Raw genomic sequence first — 14,358 nt, forward strand, 5'->3', positions numbered from 1 at the left:
CCGCCTTCGGGCGGCGCCCCGGTGCGTCAGTCGGTGACGGGGGTGAACTCCACCGGCAGCGACTGCGGCCCCCGGGTGAAGACACCCTGCTCCACGGGGTCGAAGCCCTTCGCGAGCCGTACGTCCGGCATGGCGTCCAGGAGTTGGCCGACGCCGATCTCCACCTCGGCCTTGGCGAGCAGCGCGCCCACGCAGAAGTGCCGGCCGAGGGCGAAGGAGAGGTGGTCGGCGGCGGCGGAGAACGCGGTCGTCGTGGTCAGGTCCTCGCGGAAGATGTCGAAGCGGTCGGGGTCGCCGTAGCGCCGTTCGTCGCGGTTGGCCGAGCCGATGAGGCAGGTGACGGTGGCCCCGGCGGGGATGGTGCCGCCGGTGACCTCGACGTCGGTCGCCGACTGCCGCATGATCATGTGGACGGGCGGCGTGTGGCGCAGGGTCTCGGCGAAGGCGCGGGCGATCAGGGTGCGGTCCTGCCGGACGGCTTCGAGCTGCTCGGGGTGCATCAGGAGGTTGGCGAAGATGCTGGCGATGGCCTTGTCGGTGGTCTCGCCGCCCGCCGCGAGCAGCAGGCTGCAGAAGGCCTTGATGTCCTCGTCGCTCATGCGCACGCCGTCGACCTCGGCGGCGCACAGCGTGGAGAGCAGGTCGTCGCCGAGGTTGTCGCGGCGCTCCCGGATGATCGGGATCATGTAGTCGGCGAACTCGACCCGGGTGCGTTCGCCGGCCGCCGCGACCTCGGGGTCGCCCGCCAGGTTGCCGAGGAAGGCGATGACGGTGGTGTACCAGCCGTGGAAGCGCGCGTGGTCGGCCTTGTCGAGGCCGAGCATGTCGGCGATGACGTTGACGGGGAAGCGGGTGGCGTAGTCCGCGACCAGGTCGACGCTGCCGGTGTGCCGGAAGGTGTCGATGAGTTCGCGGGAGTTGCGCTCGATGACGGGCAGGAACTTCTCCTGGAGGTCGCTGCCGCGGAAGGCCGGTGCGACGAGCGCGCGCCGTACGGAGTGCTCACGGCCGCTGAGCTGGAGGATCGTCTTGCCGTGTACGGGCTCGATCTGCCAGTCGTAGTTGTCGGTGGTGAACTGCGAGGCCTTGTCCTTGAACACCCGCTCGACGTCCTCGTACCGCGAGATGATCCAGCTCTGCGTCGCCTCGTGCCAGAACAGTGGCGCGCTCTCCCGCATCGCTCGATAGGCGGGGTACGGGTCCTTGGCGAACTCGGGCGAGAGGATGTCGGGGACCTGCTGCGCGGTGGACATGTGGCTCCTAGGTCGAAAACAGGCAACGCGCACCAGGCTATTGATCACTTACTGAGGCAACCAGCCCCTCCCGGCCGACGGTTGAGCGCTGCACTAATGTTGGCCGAAAATCACCCTCGCCCCACCGGTCGGAGCCGGCGGGGCGAGGGGAGCTCTCACGTGGCAGCCCAGGCCGCCGTCAGCAGCTGAGCTTGTCGCCCGGGGTGACGCCGAGGATGCCGGTGAACTTGGTGTAGTTGTTGATCCGGCTCTGCACCTGCCCGGGGTTGGCTCCGTTGCATTCGAGGGTTCCGTTGATGCTGCGGATCGTCTCGCCGAACCCCGCGCCGTTGACCATGGCGTTGTGCGGCGTCATGGTCCCCGGGCCGTTCTGCGTGTTCCAGTACCAGAGGCCGGTCTTCCACGCCACGGCCGAATCGTTCTGCACGAGGTCGGGGTTGTTCAGGAGGTCGATGTTCAGGGCGTCGCCCGCCGCCTTGTAGTTGAAGTTCCAGCTGAGCTGGATCGGACCGCGCCCGTAGTACTTGTCGTTGCCCGCCGGGCAGCCGTAGGGCTGGGAACTGTCGCAGTAGTGCGGGTAGTTGGCGGTGTTCTGCTCGACGACGTGGACCAGGCCGCCCGTCTCGTGGCTGACGTTGGCCAGGAAGGCCGCGGCCTCCTGCTTGCGTACGGTGTCGCTGCCGGTCTGGGTGAACTCGGGGTAGGCGCTGAGGGCCTGCGTGAGTCCGCTGTAGGTGTAGAAGGAGTTCCTGTTCGGGAACATCTGGTTGAACTGGGCCTCGCTGACGAGGAATTCCGCCGCCGCCCGCTTGCCGGACTCCGCCTTCTCCGCGGAGGCGTTGGGCGCGAGGGTCAGCAGGGTGAGCGCGGCGGCCGACGCGGTCGCGGTCAGCGCGGCAAGGACACGAAGACGCATGGGGGATCACTCCTTGGCGGGCCGGCGCATGCGGGTGCACGGCCGCCCGTCACGTGGTGGGGGGAGGATGTGGGGTCCGCCTCTTGGACGCGTACGAGGGGTGAGGGGCGCGAAGAGACGCGGCAGGAGTCCACCAGTGATCACCGGCTCACCGGGAGCTGCAGCTGCCCGGAATGGCTCCTACCGTTGGACTAGACCATACCGAGTGACGGGTCCGCGTCAATACCCCTTCGCATGCTCACAGTTGACGGGGAGCCGAGGCGGAGATCGCCGGGCGTATTCCGGTACGTCCGTGGCCGGCCCCCGCGGCCGTACACTGAAGCGGTGTCGGGCAGGTCCCTGCTCCGCCCGGCCACCCGTGATCAGCCCTCCGCGACCCGGATCCGGTCCTCTGCGACCAGTCGCGCGGCGCGCGGGTAGCGCCCTCGGCCGTCCTGGCCCTCGGGCCGCACGCAGATATCCCCCTGCGGGGCAAGCTCGCCCAACGCGTATCACCGCGGATTCCGGTTCGCCGTCGCCCCGCCCCGCCCCTTTGGCCGGGCGTGCGCGGTGTGCCCCGGACCGCCTTCGAGGGGACTGTTGTGAAGCTCAGCGCACTGCTCGACGGGCACGACCACCACGTTCTGCACGGCGACCCGGGAGTCCCGGTCGCCGCGGGAATCACCTTCGACGCCGGACAAGTGGCGTCAGGATCGCTGTACGTCGCCGTTCCCGGCCACGAGGAGGGCGGGCCCGGGGGCATCGGCCTGGCACTGGAACGAGGGGCGGTGGCGGTCCTCTGCGAGGACGGTGCGCTGCCGGCCGTGGAGCCCGCCGGGCAGGAGGTGTGCGTGGTGCGGGTGACCGACGCACGGGCGGCCGCCTCGCTCGCCGCCTCCCGGTACTACGGCGACCCCGGCCGCGCGATGGACGTCGTGGCGATCACCGGGACGAACGGCAAGACCTCCGTCTCGTACATGGTCGAGTCGGCGCTCAGGCTGGCCGAGGGCGCGAAGGTGGGGGTGATCGGCACCTCGGGAAGCCGCATCGGCACGGAGCGGATCCCGATGCCGCGGTCCGTCCTGAGCACCCCCGAGTCGCCGGATCTGCACTACCTCCTCGGCCACATGCGCGACCGGGACACCAGCAGTGTGGTGCTCGAAGCCACGTCCATGGGTCTGCTGCAGCGGCGCCTCGACCATGTGCCCGTGGACATCGGTGTCTTCACCAATCTCACCCAGGACCATCTGGACGACCACGGGACGATGGAGCACTACAAGAACGCCAAGCTGCGCCTCTTCAGCGAGCTGTGCGACCGCGCGGTGGTCAACGCCGACGACCCCGTCAGCGCCGAGATCATGGCCCTGATGCCCGGCGCGGTGACCACCTACGGCCTGGACACACCGGCCGACTACCGGGCGAGCGACCTGGCCGTGGACGCGGCGGGCACCCGTTTCACGCTCCACCACGACGGCCGCAAGTACCCCGCCGCGATCCCGATACCGGGCCGCTTCTCGGTGTCCAACGCCCTGGCCACCCTCGCCGCGTGCCATCTGCTCGGCCATGAACTGCCCGCCCTCGTCGCGGCCCTTGACCGGATGCCGCCGACTCCGGGCCGGCTGGAACGCTTCACCACGGCCCAGGGGGTCTGCGTGATCGTCGACTACGCGCACTCCCCCGACTCGCTGGAGAAGGTCCTCGCCACGATCCGCGGCTTCGCGACCGGGTCGGTGATCACCGTCTTCGGCTGTGGCGGCGACCGCGACATCACCAAGCGGGCCCAGATGGGCGAGATCGCGGGCCGTCGATCCGATCTGTGCGTCCTCACGTCGGACAACCCTCGCGGCGAGGATCCCGAGGCGATCCTCGACCAGATCGTTCCCGGCCTGGCATCGACCGGGACCCCGTTCCACCGGGTGGCCGACCGCCGCGCCGCGATCTCGCGCGCGCTCACCGCCGCACGGCGTGGCGACATAGTGCTCGTCGCGGGCAAGGGCAGCGAGCCGCACCAGATCGTCGGCGAGCAGCTCATCCCCTTCGACGACATGACCGTCGTCCGCGAACTCGACGCGCTGTAGGGGCGGTTCACGCGGGCGGGTGTGCGATTCATCCACCGCGTCGCCTCGCGCAGTGCGAATCGGGCACTGGTGCGGCGGGGACCACGGCGTTTACGGTCCCTGCACTTTCCGCCACAGCACCTGGCACGTTCATGGTGCTGTCACCCAGGGAGCCGCCTGTGCCCAAGGAGCCATCTCCGTCCGTCACCGAGGTCGAGACGCACGGAGTCGAACGCATCCCGGACGCGGACCGCTCCGCGGGGCCGCTCGATCTGTTCCGTCTCGCGTTCGGCGGCGCCAACACCTTCGCCACCTGTGTGCTCGGGGCGTTCCCGATCCTGTTCGGACTCTCCTTCTGGCAGGGTCTCGCGGCGATGCTCCTCGGACTGTGCGTCGGTGCGCTGCTGCTCGCCCCGATGGCGGTGTTCGGGCCGCGCAACGGCACGAACAACGCCGTCTCCTCATCGGCGCATCTGGGCGTGCACGGCAGGATCGTCGGTTCCTTCCTCTCGCTGCTCACCGCCGTGGCGTTCTTCTCCCTGTCGGTGTGGAGTTCGGGCGACGCGCTCATCGGCGGCGCGCACCGGCTGCTCGGGGTGCCGGAGAGTGACGTGGCCTACGGCTGCGCGTACGCGGTCTTCGCCGCTCTCGTCCTCGCCGTGTGCGTCTACGGTTTCCGCTTCATGCTGCTCGTCAACAAGGTCGCGGTGGTGGCGGCGACCCTGCTGTTCGTCCTCGGCCTCGTCGCCTTCGCGGGGGACTTCGATCCTTCGTACGCCGGGATCTTCACCGCGGAGGCCGACCGGGCGACCCAGGACCTGTTCTGGCCGTCCTTCATCGGCGCCGCGCTGATCGTGCTGTCCAACCCGGTCTCCTTCGGCGCCTTCCTGGGCGACTGGGCGCGCTACATCCCTGCCGACACCCCTCGCCGCAAGGTGATGGGCGCGGCCTTCCTCTCGCAGGCCGCCACGGTGCTGCCGTTCGGCTTCGGTCTTGCGACGGCGGCGATCATCGCCGAGCAGGCACCGAAGTACATGGACCCGGCCGCCCCCAACTTCGTCGGCGGTCTGCTCGCGATCGCGCCCGCCTGGTACTTCCTGCCGGTCTGTCTGATCGCGCTGATCGGCGGCATGTCGACCGGCACCACCGCCCTGTACGGCACCGGCCTCGACTTCTCCTCGGTGTTCCCGCGGCTGAGCCGCGTCCGGGCCACGGTCCTGATCGGCGTCCTGTCCATCACGTTCATCTTCGTGGGCCGATTCGGGTTCAACCTCGTCCAGGCCATCTCCACCTTCGCCACGATGATCATCACCTGCACCGTGCCGTGGATGATCGTCATGATGCTCGGTTACGTCACCCGGCGCGGCTGGTACGACCCCGAGGCGTTGCAGGTCTTCACGCGTAGGCAGCACGGCGGGCGCTACTGGTTCGCCCGTGGCTGGAACTGGCGCGGCATGGCAGCCTGGTGGGCCGGTGCGGTGACCGGCGTGCTCTTCACCAACATTCCGGGCCAGTTCGTCGGGCCGCTCGGCGACCTCGCGAACGGCGCCGACATCAGCCTCCCGCTGGGGGCGGCCGTCGCGGCGGTCCTCCACCTCGCCCTGCTCGGGGCGTTCCCGGAGCCGCGCGGGGTGTTCGGGCCCGAAGGGCCGCGCTGGGTACGCGCGGCCGACACACCGATCGCTCCGATCACCGGGCCGGAGGGCGGCGCCCCCGAGGAACACTCCGCGACGGTGCGAGCGTAGTTCAACCCGCCTGCTCCAGCTCCCGCTTGAGGTTCTTCAGGGTCCTGTCGATGTTGCCGACCTGGAAGACCGCGAAGGTGCGCCCGCCCGTGGCGATACGGTCGAAGGCGTTGGCCACGAAGGTGGGCCAGGACCGCCTGTCGTCCGTCCAGGTCTCGGTCACCTTGGTGCCGCCCTCGCTGTCCTGGAAGCGGTACTCCCAGGTGGCGATGGGCGCACGCAGCCGGGGGCGCTTGAGTCCGATCGCGTGCACGCGGAAGGCGAAACGCCGCCCCGGCTCGGCCTTGGTCACCGTGCAGCGCGTGGTCCAGCGGAAGGGGCCGCGTTTGTTGTGTCCGTCGAAGACCAGGCCGACGGTGGCGGGCGCCTCACCTCCGGGCACGGTCGCCCCGAGGTTCTCGGGGCTCCAGCGCCCCATCAGAGCGGGCTGACTGACCTGCTCGTACACCGTCCGAGGCGGCGCCTCGACCAGGATGCTGCGGGACACTGTGAACGTGCGGGTCATGGCAACTCCGTTCCTCGACCCGCGACCTTACTCACCAGTAGCACGAATGTCAGCCCCTCTCCCGCCGCGGAGGGCCTCAGACCAGGCCGGTGACCGTGACGGTGATGCCGGACACGGCAGGCTCACCGGTCACGCGCTCGACGGCCTTCGCCGTGGCCGAACGCACCTCCCGCGTCACGTCCAGGCTCCGCCGCCCCCGGTGCAGGACGACGTACACCTCCACGCTCAAGGACCCGGTGTCCTTCTCCCGCCGCACCTGTACTCCCGCGGAGCCCGGCGGAGTGCTGGGCAGACCGCGCCGCAGCACCGCCGACGACCGCAGCAGGTCCGCGAGGCCCGGCCGCAGGAAGGCGACACCCGGGGTGTCGAGCACCGCCTCTATGACGGCCTCCGCCACCACGCGCGCAACGTCTCGCTCGCTCATCGCCGCCGCCCTTCTGTGCTGTCGCCACCGGCGCCGTCGATGACATCGGCGATCGTCACGTCGACGAACGCGATCCGCATGCCCAGCTCGTCGTCCACCGCGTCGCGCACCCTGTCGCGTACGCGGTCCGCGACCTCCTGAAGATGCCACGTGAGCGGGACCTGCACCTCGATCCGGATCCTGACCGGCCCCCGCGCGAGGCGGCCCGCGGGCGCCGGGGGCGCGGGCTCGTCGAGCGGCCCGATGCGGCAGCTGCCCGCACGCACGCCCGGCAGTGACTCGGCCGCGGCCCGGACCGTCCTGGCCGCGGCGGCCTCGACGATCCACGTGTCCTCGTCCTCGTCGCCCAGGGGCAGCGTCCTTCCCGGCCGCAGTTCCAGTCGCACCACGTCCATGACACGCCCCGCGAGCGCGGAGGTGTCCTGCTCCCGCGGCGCCGTGTCGCGCGCCTGGGTGACGATCCCCTCGAGGCGCAGCAGGGTGTTCAGGGCCTCGGTGCAGTGCGGGCAGCCGTCGGCGTGGGGATCGGGCACGCCCGCCTCGTGCTGTTCCCATACGTACGACAACTCGCGCCCGCAGGGCAGAAGTTCGTCCTCGGGCAGCACTCCGAAGCCCGCCTCCCGCTCGTCGTCCCGTCCGGATTCCCCGTTCATCGCCATGCGGCCATCGCCTCCGTCAGATAGCGCCGCGCCCTGAAGACACGGCCGCGGACAGCCTCCGGACTGATGCCGACCGTCTCGGCGATGACCTCGTACGACGCGCCGTCCAGCTCGCGCAGCACCCAGCACACCCGCTGCTCCGGCGAGAGGCCCGCCATCGCCCGGCCCAGGTCCGCCACGGCGGCGTACCCTTCGGCCGCCCGCGCCGGCGAGACCTCGTGCTCAGGCGCGGCCGGCTCGGGCAGCCCGTCGAGGGCCACGACCGGCCGCCGCGCACGCAGCAGGTTCAGGCAGCGGTTGGTGACGATGCGGTAGATCCACGTGCCGAACCGCGCGTCCCCGCGGAACTCCGGCAGCTTGCGCCAGGCGCTGACGAAGGAGTCCTGCACGGCGTCCTCCGCCTCGGGGCGGCTCCCGAGCAGGCGCGTCGCGAGGCGCAGCGCCATGGGCGCGTGCCGGTGCACGAGAGCCTCGAAGGCCTCCTCGTCGCCCTCCGCTGCCCGCACGGCGAGCAGTCCGTCGTCATGGGTGGACGACGCGTCCGCTTCCCCGGCTGCGGCGTCCGCTCCCCCGGCTGTCGCGTCCGCTTCCCCGGCTGTTCCGCCCCGGTCGCCCGGCACACGCGGCTCCTCTCACCTCGGTCGTGCTGCTACGACACACGAAGGGCCCGCCGCGTTACGCGGCCCAGGAACGCTACATGCCGGGGCGGGAAATTCCCGCGAGGCGCGTAACGGAGGCGGGGTACTCGGGTCGGAGCAGGTGAAGAGGCGGACAGACCCGACGACGAGGAGACGCCACCATGACGACGCAGGACCTCACCTCGAACACAGCAGCACCCGGCAGCACGGAGAAGGACCTCGGCAGCGAGCTTCACCGCACCACTGGGGGAGCCACCACCGTCAGCGGAGCCACCGGCGCGGCCCAGCCCGCGGCGACGCGGGGCAAGACGTCCATTGCCGATGTCGTGGTCGTGAAGATCGCCGGCATGGCGGCCCGCGAGATCCCCGGCGTCTTCGACATGGGAGGCGGCCTGTCCCGCACCATCGGCGCCGTGCGCGACCGCGTTCCCGGCGGGCGCCCCAACGTCGGCCGCGGGGTGAAGGTCGAGGTCGGTGAGCGGCAGACGGCGATCGACCTGGACATCGTCGTCGAGTACGGCGTGCCCATCACCGACGTCGCCCACGACGTGCGCGAGAACGTCATCTCGGCGGTGGAGCGCATCACGGGGCTCGAAGTGGTCGAGGTGAACGTCGCCGTGAACGACGTGCACCTGCCCGAGGACGACAACGCGGACTCCGGCGCCGAGACCCGCGTCGAGTAGGGCGGGGCCCTGCCCCGCGCGGGCCACGGCGCGACGTTCCCCTTGTCGTGACGCTTCTCGTGACGCTTCTCGTGACGTTCCCCTTCTGTGGTGTGAGGTGAGTGGTGAGCACAGCTCTGGTCGGCCTCATGGCGGGCATGGCCCTGGGATTCGCCGGGTGGTTCGGCGGCTTCGGCGCGTTCCTCCTGGTCGCCGCGCTCGGTGCCGTCGGCTTCGTCCTTGGGTGCTTTGTCGACAACGGCACGGACATACGCGCCTTCCTCGGCGGGCGTGACCGGGAGCGGCGGTGACCACGCCGGCGGCGGAGCGCGGGACGACGACCGTCGCGGACCGCGCGGTGCGCCGCATCGCACAGCGCGCCGCGACGGAGGCGCTCGCGCCCGGCGCGGTCGAGGTCGAGGGAGGTGCGGCGGCCGTGCGCGGCAGGCGGGCCCAGGTGGGCGTCACGGTGACGCTGCCGTATCCCGCCGTGCTCGACGAGGCGGGCGAGAGCGTACGGGCGCACGTCACCGAGCGCACGGAGCGGCTCACCGGCCTCACCGTGTCCTCGGCACGGATTCGCGTGCGGGGGCTGTCCCGGGGCCTGGCCCGCCGCGAACTGCCCGCCGGGCAGCTCGCACCGCCGGTCGAGGCTGCTGGGCGTGCCCACCGCCCCTGGTCTCAACGCCGCCTGCCCGTCGGGGTGTTGACCCTGCTCGCCGCCGCGGTCTGCGGGGTGCTGCTGTACGACGTGGTGTCCGTGCACGCGGCCGGGCAGGCTCCCGCACGGTGGCGGGTCCGGGCGATGGAGTGGCTCGGCACCCACGGGCCCTACGGCGGCACGACCTCGGGCGTCCTCGCGGCGATCGCCGTCTTCGCGCTCGGTGTCTGGCTGCTGGTCCTCGCCCTCGCCCCGGGCCGTCGCGGCGTTCTCCCGATGAGGCCGCCGCTGCCGGGGGTGCGCGCGGCAGTGGACCGGCGGGCGGTCGCGGTCCTGCTGCGGGATGCCGTGACCGGCGTACCGGGCGTCGGCAGGGTCCGGGTGAGGGTCGGCCGCCGTACGGCACGGGTGCGCGCCGGGCTCGAGTTCGGCGAGCTGGAGGGCGCGCGCCGGGCGGTGGCCGAGACCGCCGAGGCGACGACGACGGACCTCGCCCTCGCCGGCCCGCTGCGGCTGCGCGTGCGCCTGCGTACGGCACCCGGCTGGCGCGCTCCTGCGGGGGCCGGGGCAGGGAGCGGGCCCGAGTCAGGGGCTGGGTCCGGGAGCCGGGCTGGGGCTGGGCCCGGGAGAGGGACCGGGTCCGTGCCCGACGCGGGGTCCGACCCGGGGGCTGAGTCGAGGCCCTGGAGCGGGGCAGGGTCCAGGAACGGGCCGGGGTCCGGAGCGGGGAGCGAGGCACGGCCCGGGCCCGGGGCAGGGAGCGAGCCCGAGGCAGAACCCGGGTGCGGGCCCGTGCCCGAGGCAGGGTCCGGGCCCGGGGCTGAGACAGGGCCCGGGCGCGGGGCAGGGCCCTGGAGCGGCGCCGAGGCCGGGAGCGGGCCCGGTGTGAGGGAGAGGAGTGGCCCTGATGAGCCGAATCCGTAGCGGTGTGAACCGGGTGACTCTGCTCTGTGCGGCGGTAGTTCTCCTGGTTTCGGGAGCGGCTCTGGCCTCCGCGGTCGCTCCCGTCCGTGAGCGGCTGCCGGCGGCCCTGCCCCGCCTCGGCGCCGACCGGGTGTGGCTGGGCCGGGAGATGCTCGGCCGGTGGCGTGACCACGGCTGGTGGCCGCCCGTCGTGATCGCCGCGCTGGCCCTGCTCGCCGTCCTGTTCCTCTGCTGGGCCGCCGCCCAGATCCGCACCGGCCGGCTGCGCGAACTACCGCTCGGGCAGCCCGGGATCACGCTCTCCGCCACGGCCCTGGCCTCCGCGATGGCCGAACGCGCCCGAGCCGTCGACGGCGTGGCCCGCGCGCACGTACGACTCCTCGGACGCCCCCGGCGGCTGCGCGCCCGCATCACGCTGGTCCTTGAGCCCGACGGCTCCCCCGAAGCGGTGTTGCGCGAGCTCGCCCGGGACACCATCGCGGAGGCGCGGGCTGCGACCGCACCCCGCGTCCTGGAGGCGGACGTTCGCTTCACGACCCGGCGGCACCGGGTGCGGCGCACTCACTGAAGCTGAAGCGCCGGGAGGTCAGAGGGCTTCCAGCGTGTCAGAGGGCTTCCAGTGTGGTGCGCAGGTCGGTGGCGCGAGGGCGGTTGTGGGGAAGCCTCGCGAGCACGGCGGCCATGCCACAGCTGTCGGTGACGGCGGAGAAGACGAGGCCGGCGCCGACACCCGCGGCCAGCCAGCGCGCGGGCCGCAAGCGGGTTCCGGCGGCGAGGCCGAGGACGACAAGGGCCCCGGCGGCGAGCCGCACCTGGCGCTCCATCGGCCAGGCCGTAGGCGCGCCCTCCGAGGGGTGGAGCGGGTGGCCCTGTTCGGCCCAGGCCGTGGTGCCGCCCGCGAGGGTGGCGGCGGGGATGTCGGCGGCGGCCAGCTCGTCGCACGCGGAAGCGGAGCGCTTCCCGGAGGCGCAGACCATCAGGAGCTCGCCACGGGCAGCGGCGGCCTTGAGCTCGGGCAGCGCCATGTGCAGGTGATCGACGGGGATGTTGTGGGCCCCGGGCAGGTGGCCGGCGGCGTACTCGCCGGGGCTGCGGACGTCGATGACGGTGTAGCGGTCGAGGCGTGCGGCCGCCTCGGCGGGGGCCAGATCGGTGGGGGAAGTCATGTGGTGCTGTCCTTTCGTCGAGCCAAGGCTCTCACTCCGACGCGGGGGCGATCAGCCGCCCGGCGGGGGCGTCGGACGTATGTCGGCGATGACCTTGATCTGTAGGCGGTGTGTCGGTGGGGGCTGCGACCTTGGGCGGGTCGATCGTTGCTCCCCCTGAGCACGCTGCCCCGAACACCAGGAGCCCACCGTGTCTTCCGTATCCCAGAGCCGAGCGTGGGACGTTCACCGGCTGCCGACCGCCGAGGGCAGGAACTTCCTGATCACCGGGGGCAACGCCGGGATCGGCTACTTCGCCGCGGAGCAGCTCGCCGCCACCGGTGCCCTCGTCGTGCTCGGCAGCCGGAACGCCGCGAAGGCCGACGCCGCCATGGCATCGATCCGCTCGCGCGTCCCCGATGCGCGGCTGCGGCACCTGCGACTCGACGTCGCCGACCTGTCGTCCCTGAGGAGCGCCGTGGACGGACTGGGCCTCGCGCGTCTCGACGCGGTGGTCCACAATGCGGGGGTCGCGCTCGACGACCCGCCGCGGCGCGAGACCGAGGAAGGGCATGAGCTGATGTTCGCCACCAACCACCTCGGCCACTTCGCGCTCACCCGGTGGCTGGCTCCCCTGCTGTCCTCGGCTCCGGCGGGCCGCGTCGTGACGGTGGGCAGCTTCGCGGCGCGGTCCGAGCGGCTGGACCTGGGCGATCTGCAGTCGTCCCGGGACTACCGGCCCAAGCACGCCTACGGCCGGTCGAAGCTCGCGCAGATGTGCTTCGGCTTCGAACTCGACCGCCGCCTGCGTGCGGTCGGCAGCACGGTGCTGAGTGTGGTGGCCCACCCGGGCGGCGCCCTGGACTCCCTCACCCCTTCCCGCCCACCGGTACACGTGACGTCCCCCGGCGAGCGGCTGCGGTCCTTGCCCGCCGGGCTCCTGGTGCAGGGCAAGGACGCCGGCGCGTGGCCCGTCGTGCGTGCCGTTCTCGACCCGGAAGTACGGGGAGGTCAGCTGTGGGGACCTAGAGCCTTCGGCCTCCGCGGCCGGCCACGCCTCGAACCCGTCCCCTCACACATGTCCGACCCGTCCGTCGCCGCTCACCTGTGGACCGCGAGCTGCGAACTGACGGGCACGGACCCCGAGCTCGGCTTCGGATAGGAACATCCGGCCGCTCGCGGCGCCGCAGGACGTCAAGGGTTCACGACTCCCGGGTGGCCTCGGCAGCCGTTGTGGCGGTGGTTTTCGCCGTGCGCTGTTCGGCCGTGCGGGTGATGTTGCGGGCCATGCCGCCGAAGACGAGTGCGTGGAACGGCGAGACGCTCCACCAGTACGCGTGTCCCAGCAGGCCGTGCGGGTGGAAGAGCGCCCGCTGCCGGTAGCGGGCGCGGCCCTTGCCGTCCTCCTCCGCGTACATCTCCAGCCAGGCGAGGCCCGGCAGTCGCATCTCGGCGCGCAGCCGCAGCAGCCGGCCCGGTTCGATCTCCTCCACCCGCCAGAAGTCCAGCGAGTCCCCCACCCGCAGCCGCTGCGCGTCCCGGCGTCCCCGTCTCAGGCCGACCCCGCCGACGAGCCGGTCGAGCCAGCCGCGCACCGCCCAGGCGAGCGGGAACGAGTACCAGCCGTTGTCACCTCCCACGCCTTCCACGACACGCCACAGGGCCTGCGGCGACGCGTCCACGGTCCGTTCCCGCCGGTCCGAGTAGAGGCTGCCGCCCGCCCAGTCGGGGTCGGTGGGCAGCGGGTCGCTGGGGGCGCCCAGCACCGATGCGGACGACCAACGGGTGCTGACCTGGGCATCCTTGACGCGCTCCAGGGCCAGCGAGAGCGCCCTGTCGAAGCCGATCGGGACGCCCGGCTCGTCGGGGACGTAGCGGGCGATGTCGTGTTCGCGGCAGACGACCTCGTACCGCAGGGACTCCGCGAGCGGCCGGGCGATCGACGCCGGTACGGGGGTGACGAGGCCGACCCAGTGGCTGGAGAGGCGCGGGGACAGCATGGGCACCGGCAGGATGAGGCGGTGCGGCAGCTTCGCCACCGCCGCGTACCGGCGCATCATGTCGGCGTACGTGACGACGTCGGGGCCGCCGATGTCGAAGGGGCGGCTGACGTCGTCGGGCAGGGTGGCGCTGCCCACGAGGTAGCGCAGGACGTCGCGCACGCCGATCGGCTGGATCCGGGTGCGCACCCAGCTCGGCGTGACCATCACCGGCAGGCGTTCGGTGAGGTAGCGCAGCATCTCGAAGGACGCGGAGCCGGAGCCGATGATCACTGCGGCGCGGAGCACGGTGGCCGGCACGCCCGACTCCAGGAAGATCCGGCCCACTTCGGCCCGGGAGCGCAGATGCGGCGACAGCTCCTCCTCCGGGACGCCGTCGGGGATGAGCCCGCCGAGGTACACGATGCGCCGCACGCCCGCCGCGCGTGCCTGCTCGGCGAAGATGCGGGCCGCCGTGCGGTCCGTCTTCTCGAAGCCGCGGCCGGTGCCGAGCGAGTGGATGAGGTAGTACGCGACGTCGATGTCCCGCATGGCCGCGCCGACCGACTCGGCGTCGGACGCGTCGCCCCGCACCACGTCGGCCCGCCCGGCCCAGGGGTGGTCGCGCAGCTTCGCGGGCGAGCGGGCGAGGCACCTCACCCGGTGCCCGGCGTCGAGCAGTTCGGGCACCAGCCGCCCGCCGATGTATCCGGTCGCTCCGGTCACCAGGCAGCGCAGCCCCTGCGCACCTTCGCCGCTGTCCATGGGAACCTCCGGCCCTCGGGTAACTCCTCGGCTCCACCATCTCCCG

At 72.2% G+C, this 14,358-nt stretch carries 15 protein-coding genes; 7 read left to right on the top strand and 8 right to left on the bottom strand.

Annotation, left to right across the window (positions count from 1 at the left end; translation table 11 throughout):
- Window positions 1-26: 26 nt before the first annotated feature.
- Together ABXJ52_RS03665 and ABXJ52_RS03670 are read right to left on the bottom strand one after the other, a co-directional pair.
- Entirely contained in the window at window positions 27-1,253 is a 1,227-nt protein-coding gene (locus ABXJ52_RS03665; protein WP_367039079.1) for a cytochrome P450, read from the bottom strand.
- Between the two features lie 178 nt (window positions 1,254-1,431).
- On the bottom strand, window positions 1,432-2,169 hold the full coding sequence (locus ABXJ52_RS03670) for a chitinase (RefSeq protein WP_367039081.1): 738 nt from the start codon (window positions 2,167-2,169) through the stop codon (window positions 1,432-1,434).
- A gap of 581 nt (window positions 2,170-2,750) precedes the next feature.
- Here ABXJ52_RS03670 and ABXJ52_RS03675 point away from each other — a divergent pair.
- Both ABXJ52_RS03675 and ABXJ52_RS03680 read left to right on the top strand, forming a co-directional pair.
- Window positions 2,751-4,226 (top strand): UDP-N-acetylmuramoyl-L-alanyl-D-glutamate--2,6-diaminopimelate ligase, encoded by a 1,476-nt coding sequence (locus ABXJ52_RS03675; RefSeq protein ID WP_367039082.1) that lies wholly within the window; start codon window positions 2,751-2,753, stop codon window positions 4,224-4,226.
- 131 nt (window positions 4,227-4,357) lie between these two features.
- The gene (locus tag ABXJ52_RS03680) at window positions 4,358-5,950 is read left to right on the top strand and encodes a cytosine permease (RefSeq protein WP_367039084.1); all 1,593 of its coding nucleotides are present in this window, start codon (window positions 4,358-4,360) and stop codon (window positions 5,948-5,950) included.
- A gap of 1 nt (window position 5,951) precedes the next feature.
- On the opposite strand, the gene ABXJ52_RS03685 is transcribed toward ABXJ52_RS03680, so the two are convergent.
- The 4 genes from ABXJ52_RS03685 to ABXJ52_RS03700 all read right to left on the bottom strand — a co-directional run bounded on the left by ABXJ52_RS03685 (window position 5,952) and on the right by ABXJ52_RS03700 (window position 8,053).
- Window positions 5,952-6,455 carry an SRPBCC family protein gene (locus ABXJ52_RS03685; protein ID WP_367039086.1) on the bottom strand — a complete coding sequence of 168 codons (504 nt, stop codon included), beginning with the start codon at window positions 6,453-6,455 and terminating at the stop codon, window positions 5,952-5,954.
- 76 nt (window positions 6,456-6,531) lie between these two features.
- The gene (locus ABXJ52_RS03690; protein WP_367039088.1) at window positions 6,532-6,879 is read right to left on the bottom strand and encodes an Asp23/Gls24 family envelope stress response protein; all 348 of its coding nucleotides are present in this window, start codon (window positions 6,877-6,879) and stop codon (window positions 6,532-6,534) included.
- A complete protein-coding gene (locus ABXJ52_RS03695; protein ID WP_367039090.1) occupies window positions 6,876-7,538 on the bottom strand; it encodes an Asp23/Gls24 family envelope stress response protein in 663 nt (220 codons plus the stop codon). The genes ABXJ52_RS03690 and ABXJ52_RS03695 overlap by 4 nt, the downstream gene beginning before the upstream one ends.
- Window positions 7,529-8,053 carry an RNA polymerase sigma factor gene (locus ABXJ52_RS03700; protein WP_367048793.1) on the bottom strand — a complete coding sequence of 175 codons (525 nt, stop codon included), beginning with the start codon at window positions 8,051-8,053 and terminating at the stop codon, window positions 7,529-7,531. The genes ABXJ52_RS03695 and ABXJ52_RS03700 overlap by 10 nt, the downstream gene beginning before the upstream one ends.
- Before the next feature lie 284 nt (window positions 8,054-8,337).
- On the opposite strand from ABXJ52_RS03700, the gene ABXJ52_RS03705 reads away from it, so the two are divergent.
- The 4 genes from ABXJ52_RS03705 to ABXJ52_RS03720 all read left to right on the top strand — a co-directional run bounded on the left by ABXJ52_RS03705 (window position 8,338) and on the right by ABXJ52_RS03720 (window position 10,991).
- Window positions 8,338-8,859, top strand: a complete 522-nt coding sequence (locus tag ABXJ52_RS03705; protein ID WP_367039092.1) for an Asp23/Gls24 family envelope stress response protein — start codon at window positions 8,338-8,340, stop codon at window positions 8,857-8,859.
- Window positions 8,860-8,963: 104 nt separating this feature from the next.
- Complete coding sequence (locus ABXJ52_RS03710) at window positions 8,964-9,149, top strand: hypothetical protein (RefSeq protein WP_367039093.1); 186 nt, start codon at window positions 8,964-8,966, stop codon at window positions 9,147-9,149.
- The gene (locus ABXJ52_RS03715) at window positions 9,146-10,423 is read left to right on the top strand and encodes a DUF6286 domain-containing protein (RefSeq protein ID WP_367039095.1); all 1,278 of its coding nucleotides are present in this window, start codon (window positions 9,146-9,148) and stop codon (window positions 10,421-10,423) included. The genes ABXJ52_RS03710 and ABXJ52_RS03715 overlap by 4 nt, the downstream gene beginning before the upstream one ends.
- Window positions 10,407-10,991 (top strand): alkaline shock response membrane anchor protein AmaP, encoded by a 585-nt coding sequence (locus ABXJ52_RS03720; RefSeq protein WP_367039097.1) that lies wholly within the window; start codon window positions 10,407-10,409, stop codon window positions 10,989-10,991. Before ABXJ52_RS03715 ends, ABXJ52_RS03720 begins: the two co-directional genes overlap by 17 nt.
- Window positions 10,992-11,028: 37 nt before the next feature.
- Here the strand turns inward: ABXJ52_RS03720 and ABXJ52_RS03725 are convergent, their stop codons facing one another.
- Window positions 11,029-11,589 carry a rhodanese-like domain-containing protein gene (locus tag ABXJ52_RS03725; protein ID WP_367039099.1) on the bottom strand — a complete coding sequence of 187 codons (561 nt, stop codon included), beginning with the start codon at window positions 11,587-11,589 and terminating at the stop codon, window positions 11,029-11,031.
- Between the two features lie 190 nt (window positions 11,590-11,779).
- On the opposite strand from ABXJ52_RS03725, the gene ABXJ52_RS03730 reads away from it, so the two are divergent.
- Window positions 11,780-12,730, top strand: a complete 951-nt coding sequence (locus ABXJ52_RS03730) for an SDR family NAD(P)-dependent oxidoreductase (protein ID WP_367039101.1) — start codon at window positions 11,780-11,782, stop codon at window positions 12,728-12,730.
- 40 nt (window positions 12,731-12,770) lie between these two features.
- Here the strand turns inward: ABXJ52_RS03730 and ABXJ52_RS03735 are convergent, their stop codons facing one another.
- Window positions 12,771-14,312, bottom strand: coding sequence for an SDR family oxidoreductase (locus ABXJ52_RS03735; RefSeq protein WP_367039103.1), 1,542 nt, complete (start codon window positions 14,310-14,312; stop codon window positions 12,771-12,773).
- Window positions 14,313-14,358: the final 46 nt, after the last annotated feature.

The organism is Streptomyces sp. Je 1-332 (genome assembly GCF_040730185.1).
Classification (GTDB): Bacteria; Actinomycetota; Actinomycetes; order Streptomycetales; family Streptomycetaceae; genus Streptomyces.

Coding starts and splice junctions, on each gene's coding strand:
- ABXJ52_RS03695 (WP_367039090.1), bottom strand. CDS start 7,538: ATGGCGATGAACGGGGAATCCGGACGGGACGACGAGCGGGAGGCGGGC.
- ABXJ52_RS03685 (WP_367039086.1), bottom strand. CDS start 6,455: ATGACCCGCACGTTCACAGTGTCCCGCAGCATCCTGGTCGAGGCGCCG.
- ABXJ52_RS03735 (WP_367039103.1), bottom strand. CDS start 14,312: ATGGACAGCGGCGAAGGTGCGCAGGGGCTGCGCTGCCTGGTGACCGGA.
- ABXJ52_RS03705 (WP_367039092.1), top strand. CDS start 8,338: ATGACGACGCAGGACCTCACCTCGAACACAGCAGCACCCGGCAGCACG.
- ABXJ52_RS03665 (WP_367039079.1), bottom strand. CDS start 1,253: ATGTCCACCGCGCAGCAGGTCCCCGACATCCTCTCGCCCGAGTTCGCC.
- ABXJ52_RS03725 (WP_367039099.1), bottom strand. CDS start 11,589: ATGACTTCCCCCACCGATCTGGCCCCCGCCGAGGCGGCCGCACGCCTC.
- ABXJ52_RS03680 (WP_367039084.1), top strand. CDS start 4,358: ATGGTGCTGTCACCCAGGGAGCCGCCTGTGCCCAAGGAGCCATCTCCG.
- ABXJ52_RS03720 (WP_367039097.1), top strand. CDS start 10,407: ATGAGCCGAATCCGTAGCGGTGTGAACCGGGTGACTCTGCTCTGTGCG.
- ABXJ52_RS03690 (WP_367039088.1), bottom strand. CDS start 6,879: ATGAGCGAGCGAGACGTTGCGCGCGTGGTGGCGGAGGCCGTCATAGAG.
- ABXJ52_RS03670 (WP_367039081.1), bottom strand. CDS start 2,169: ATGCGTCTTCGTGTCCTTGCCGCGCTGACCGCGACCGCGTCGGCCGCC.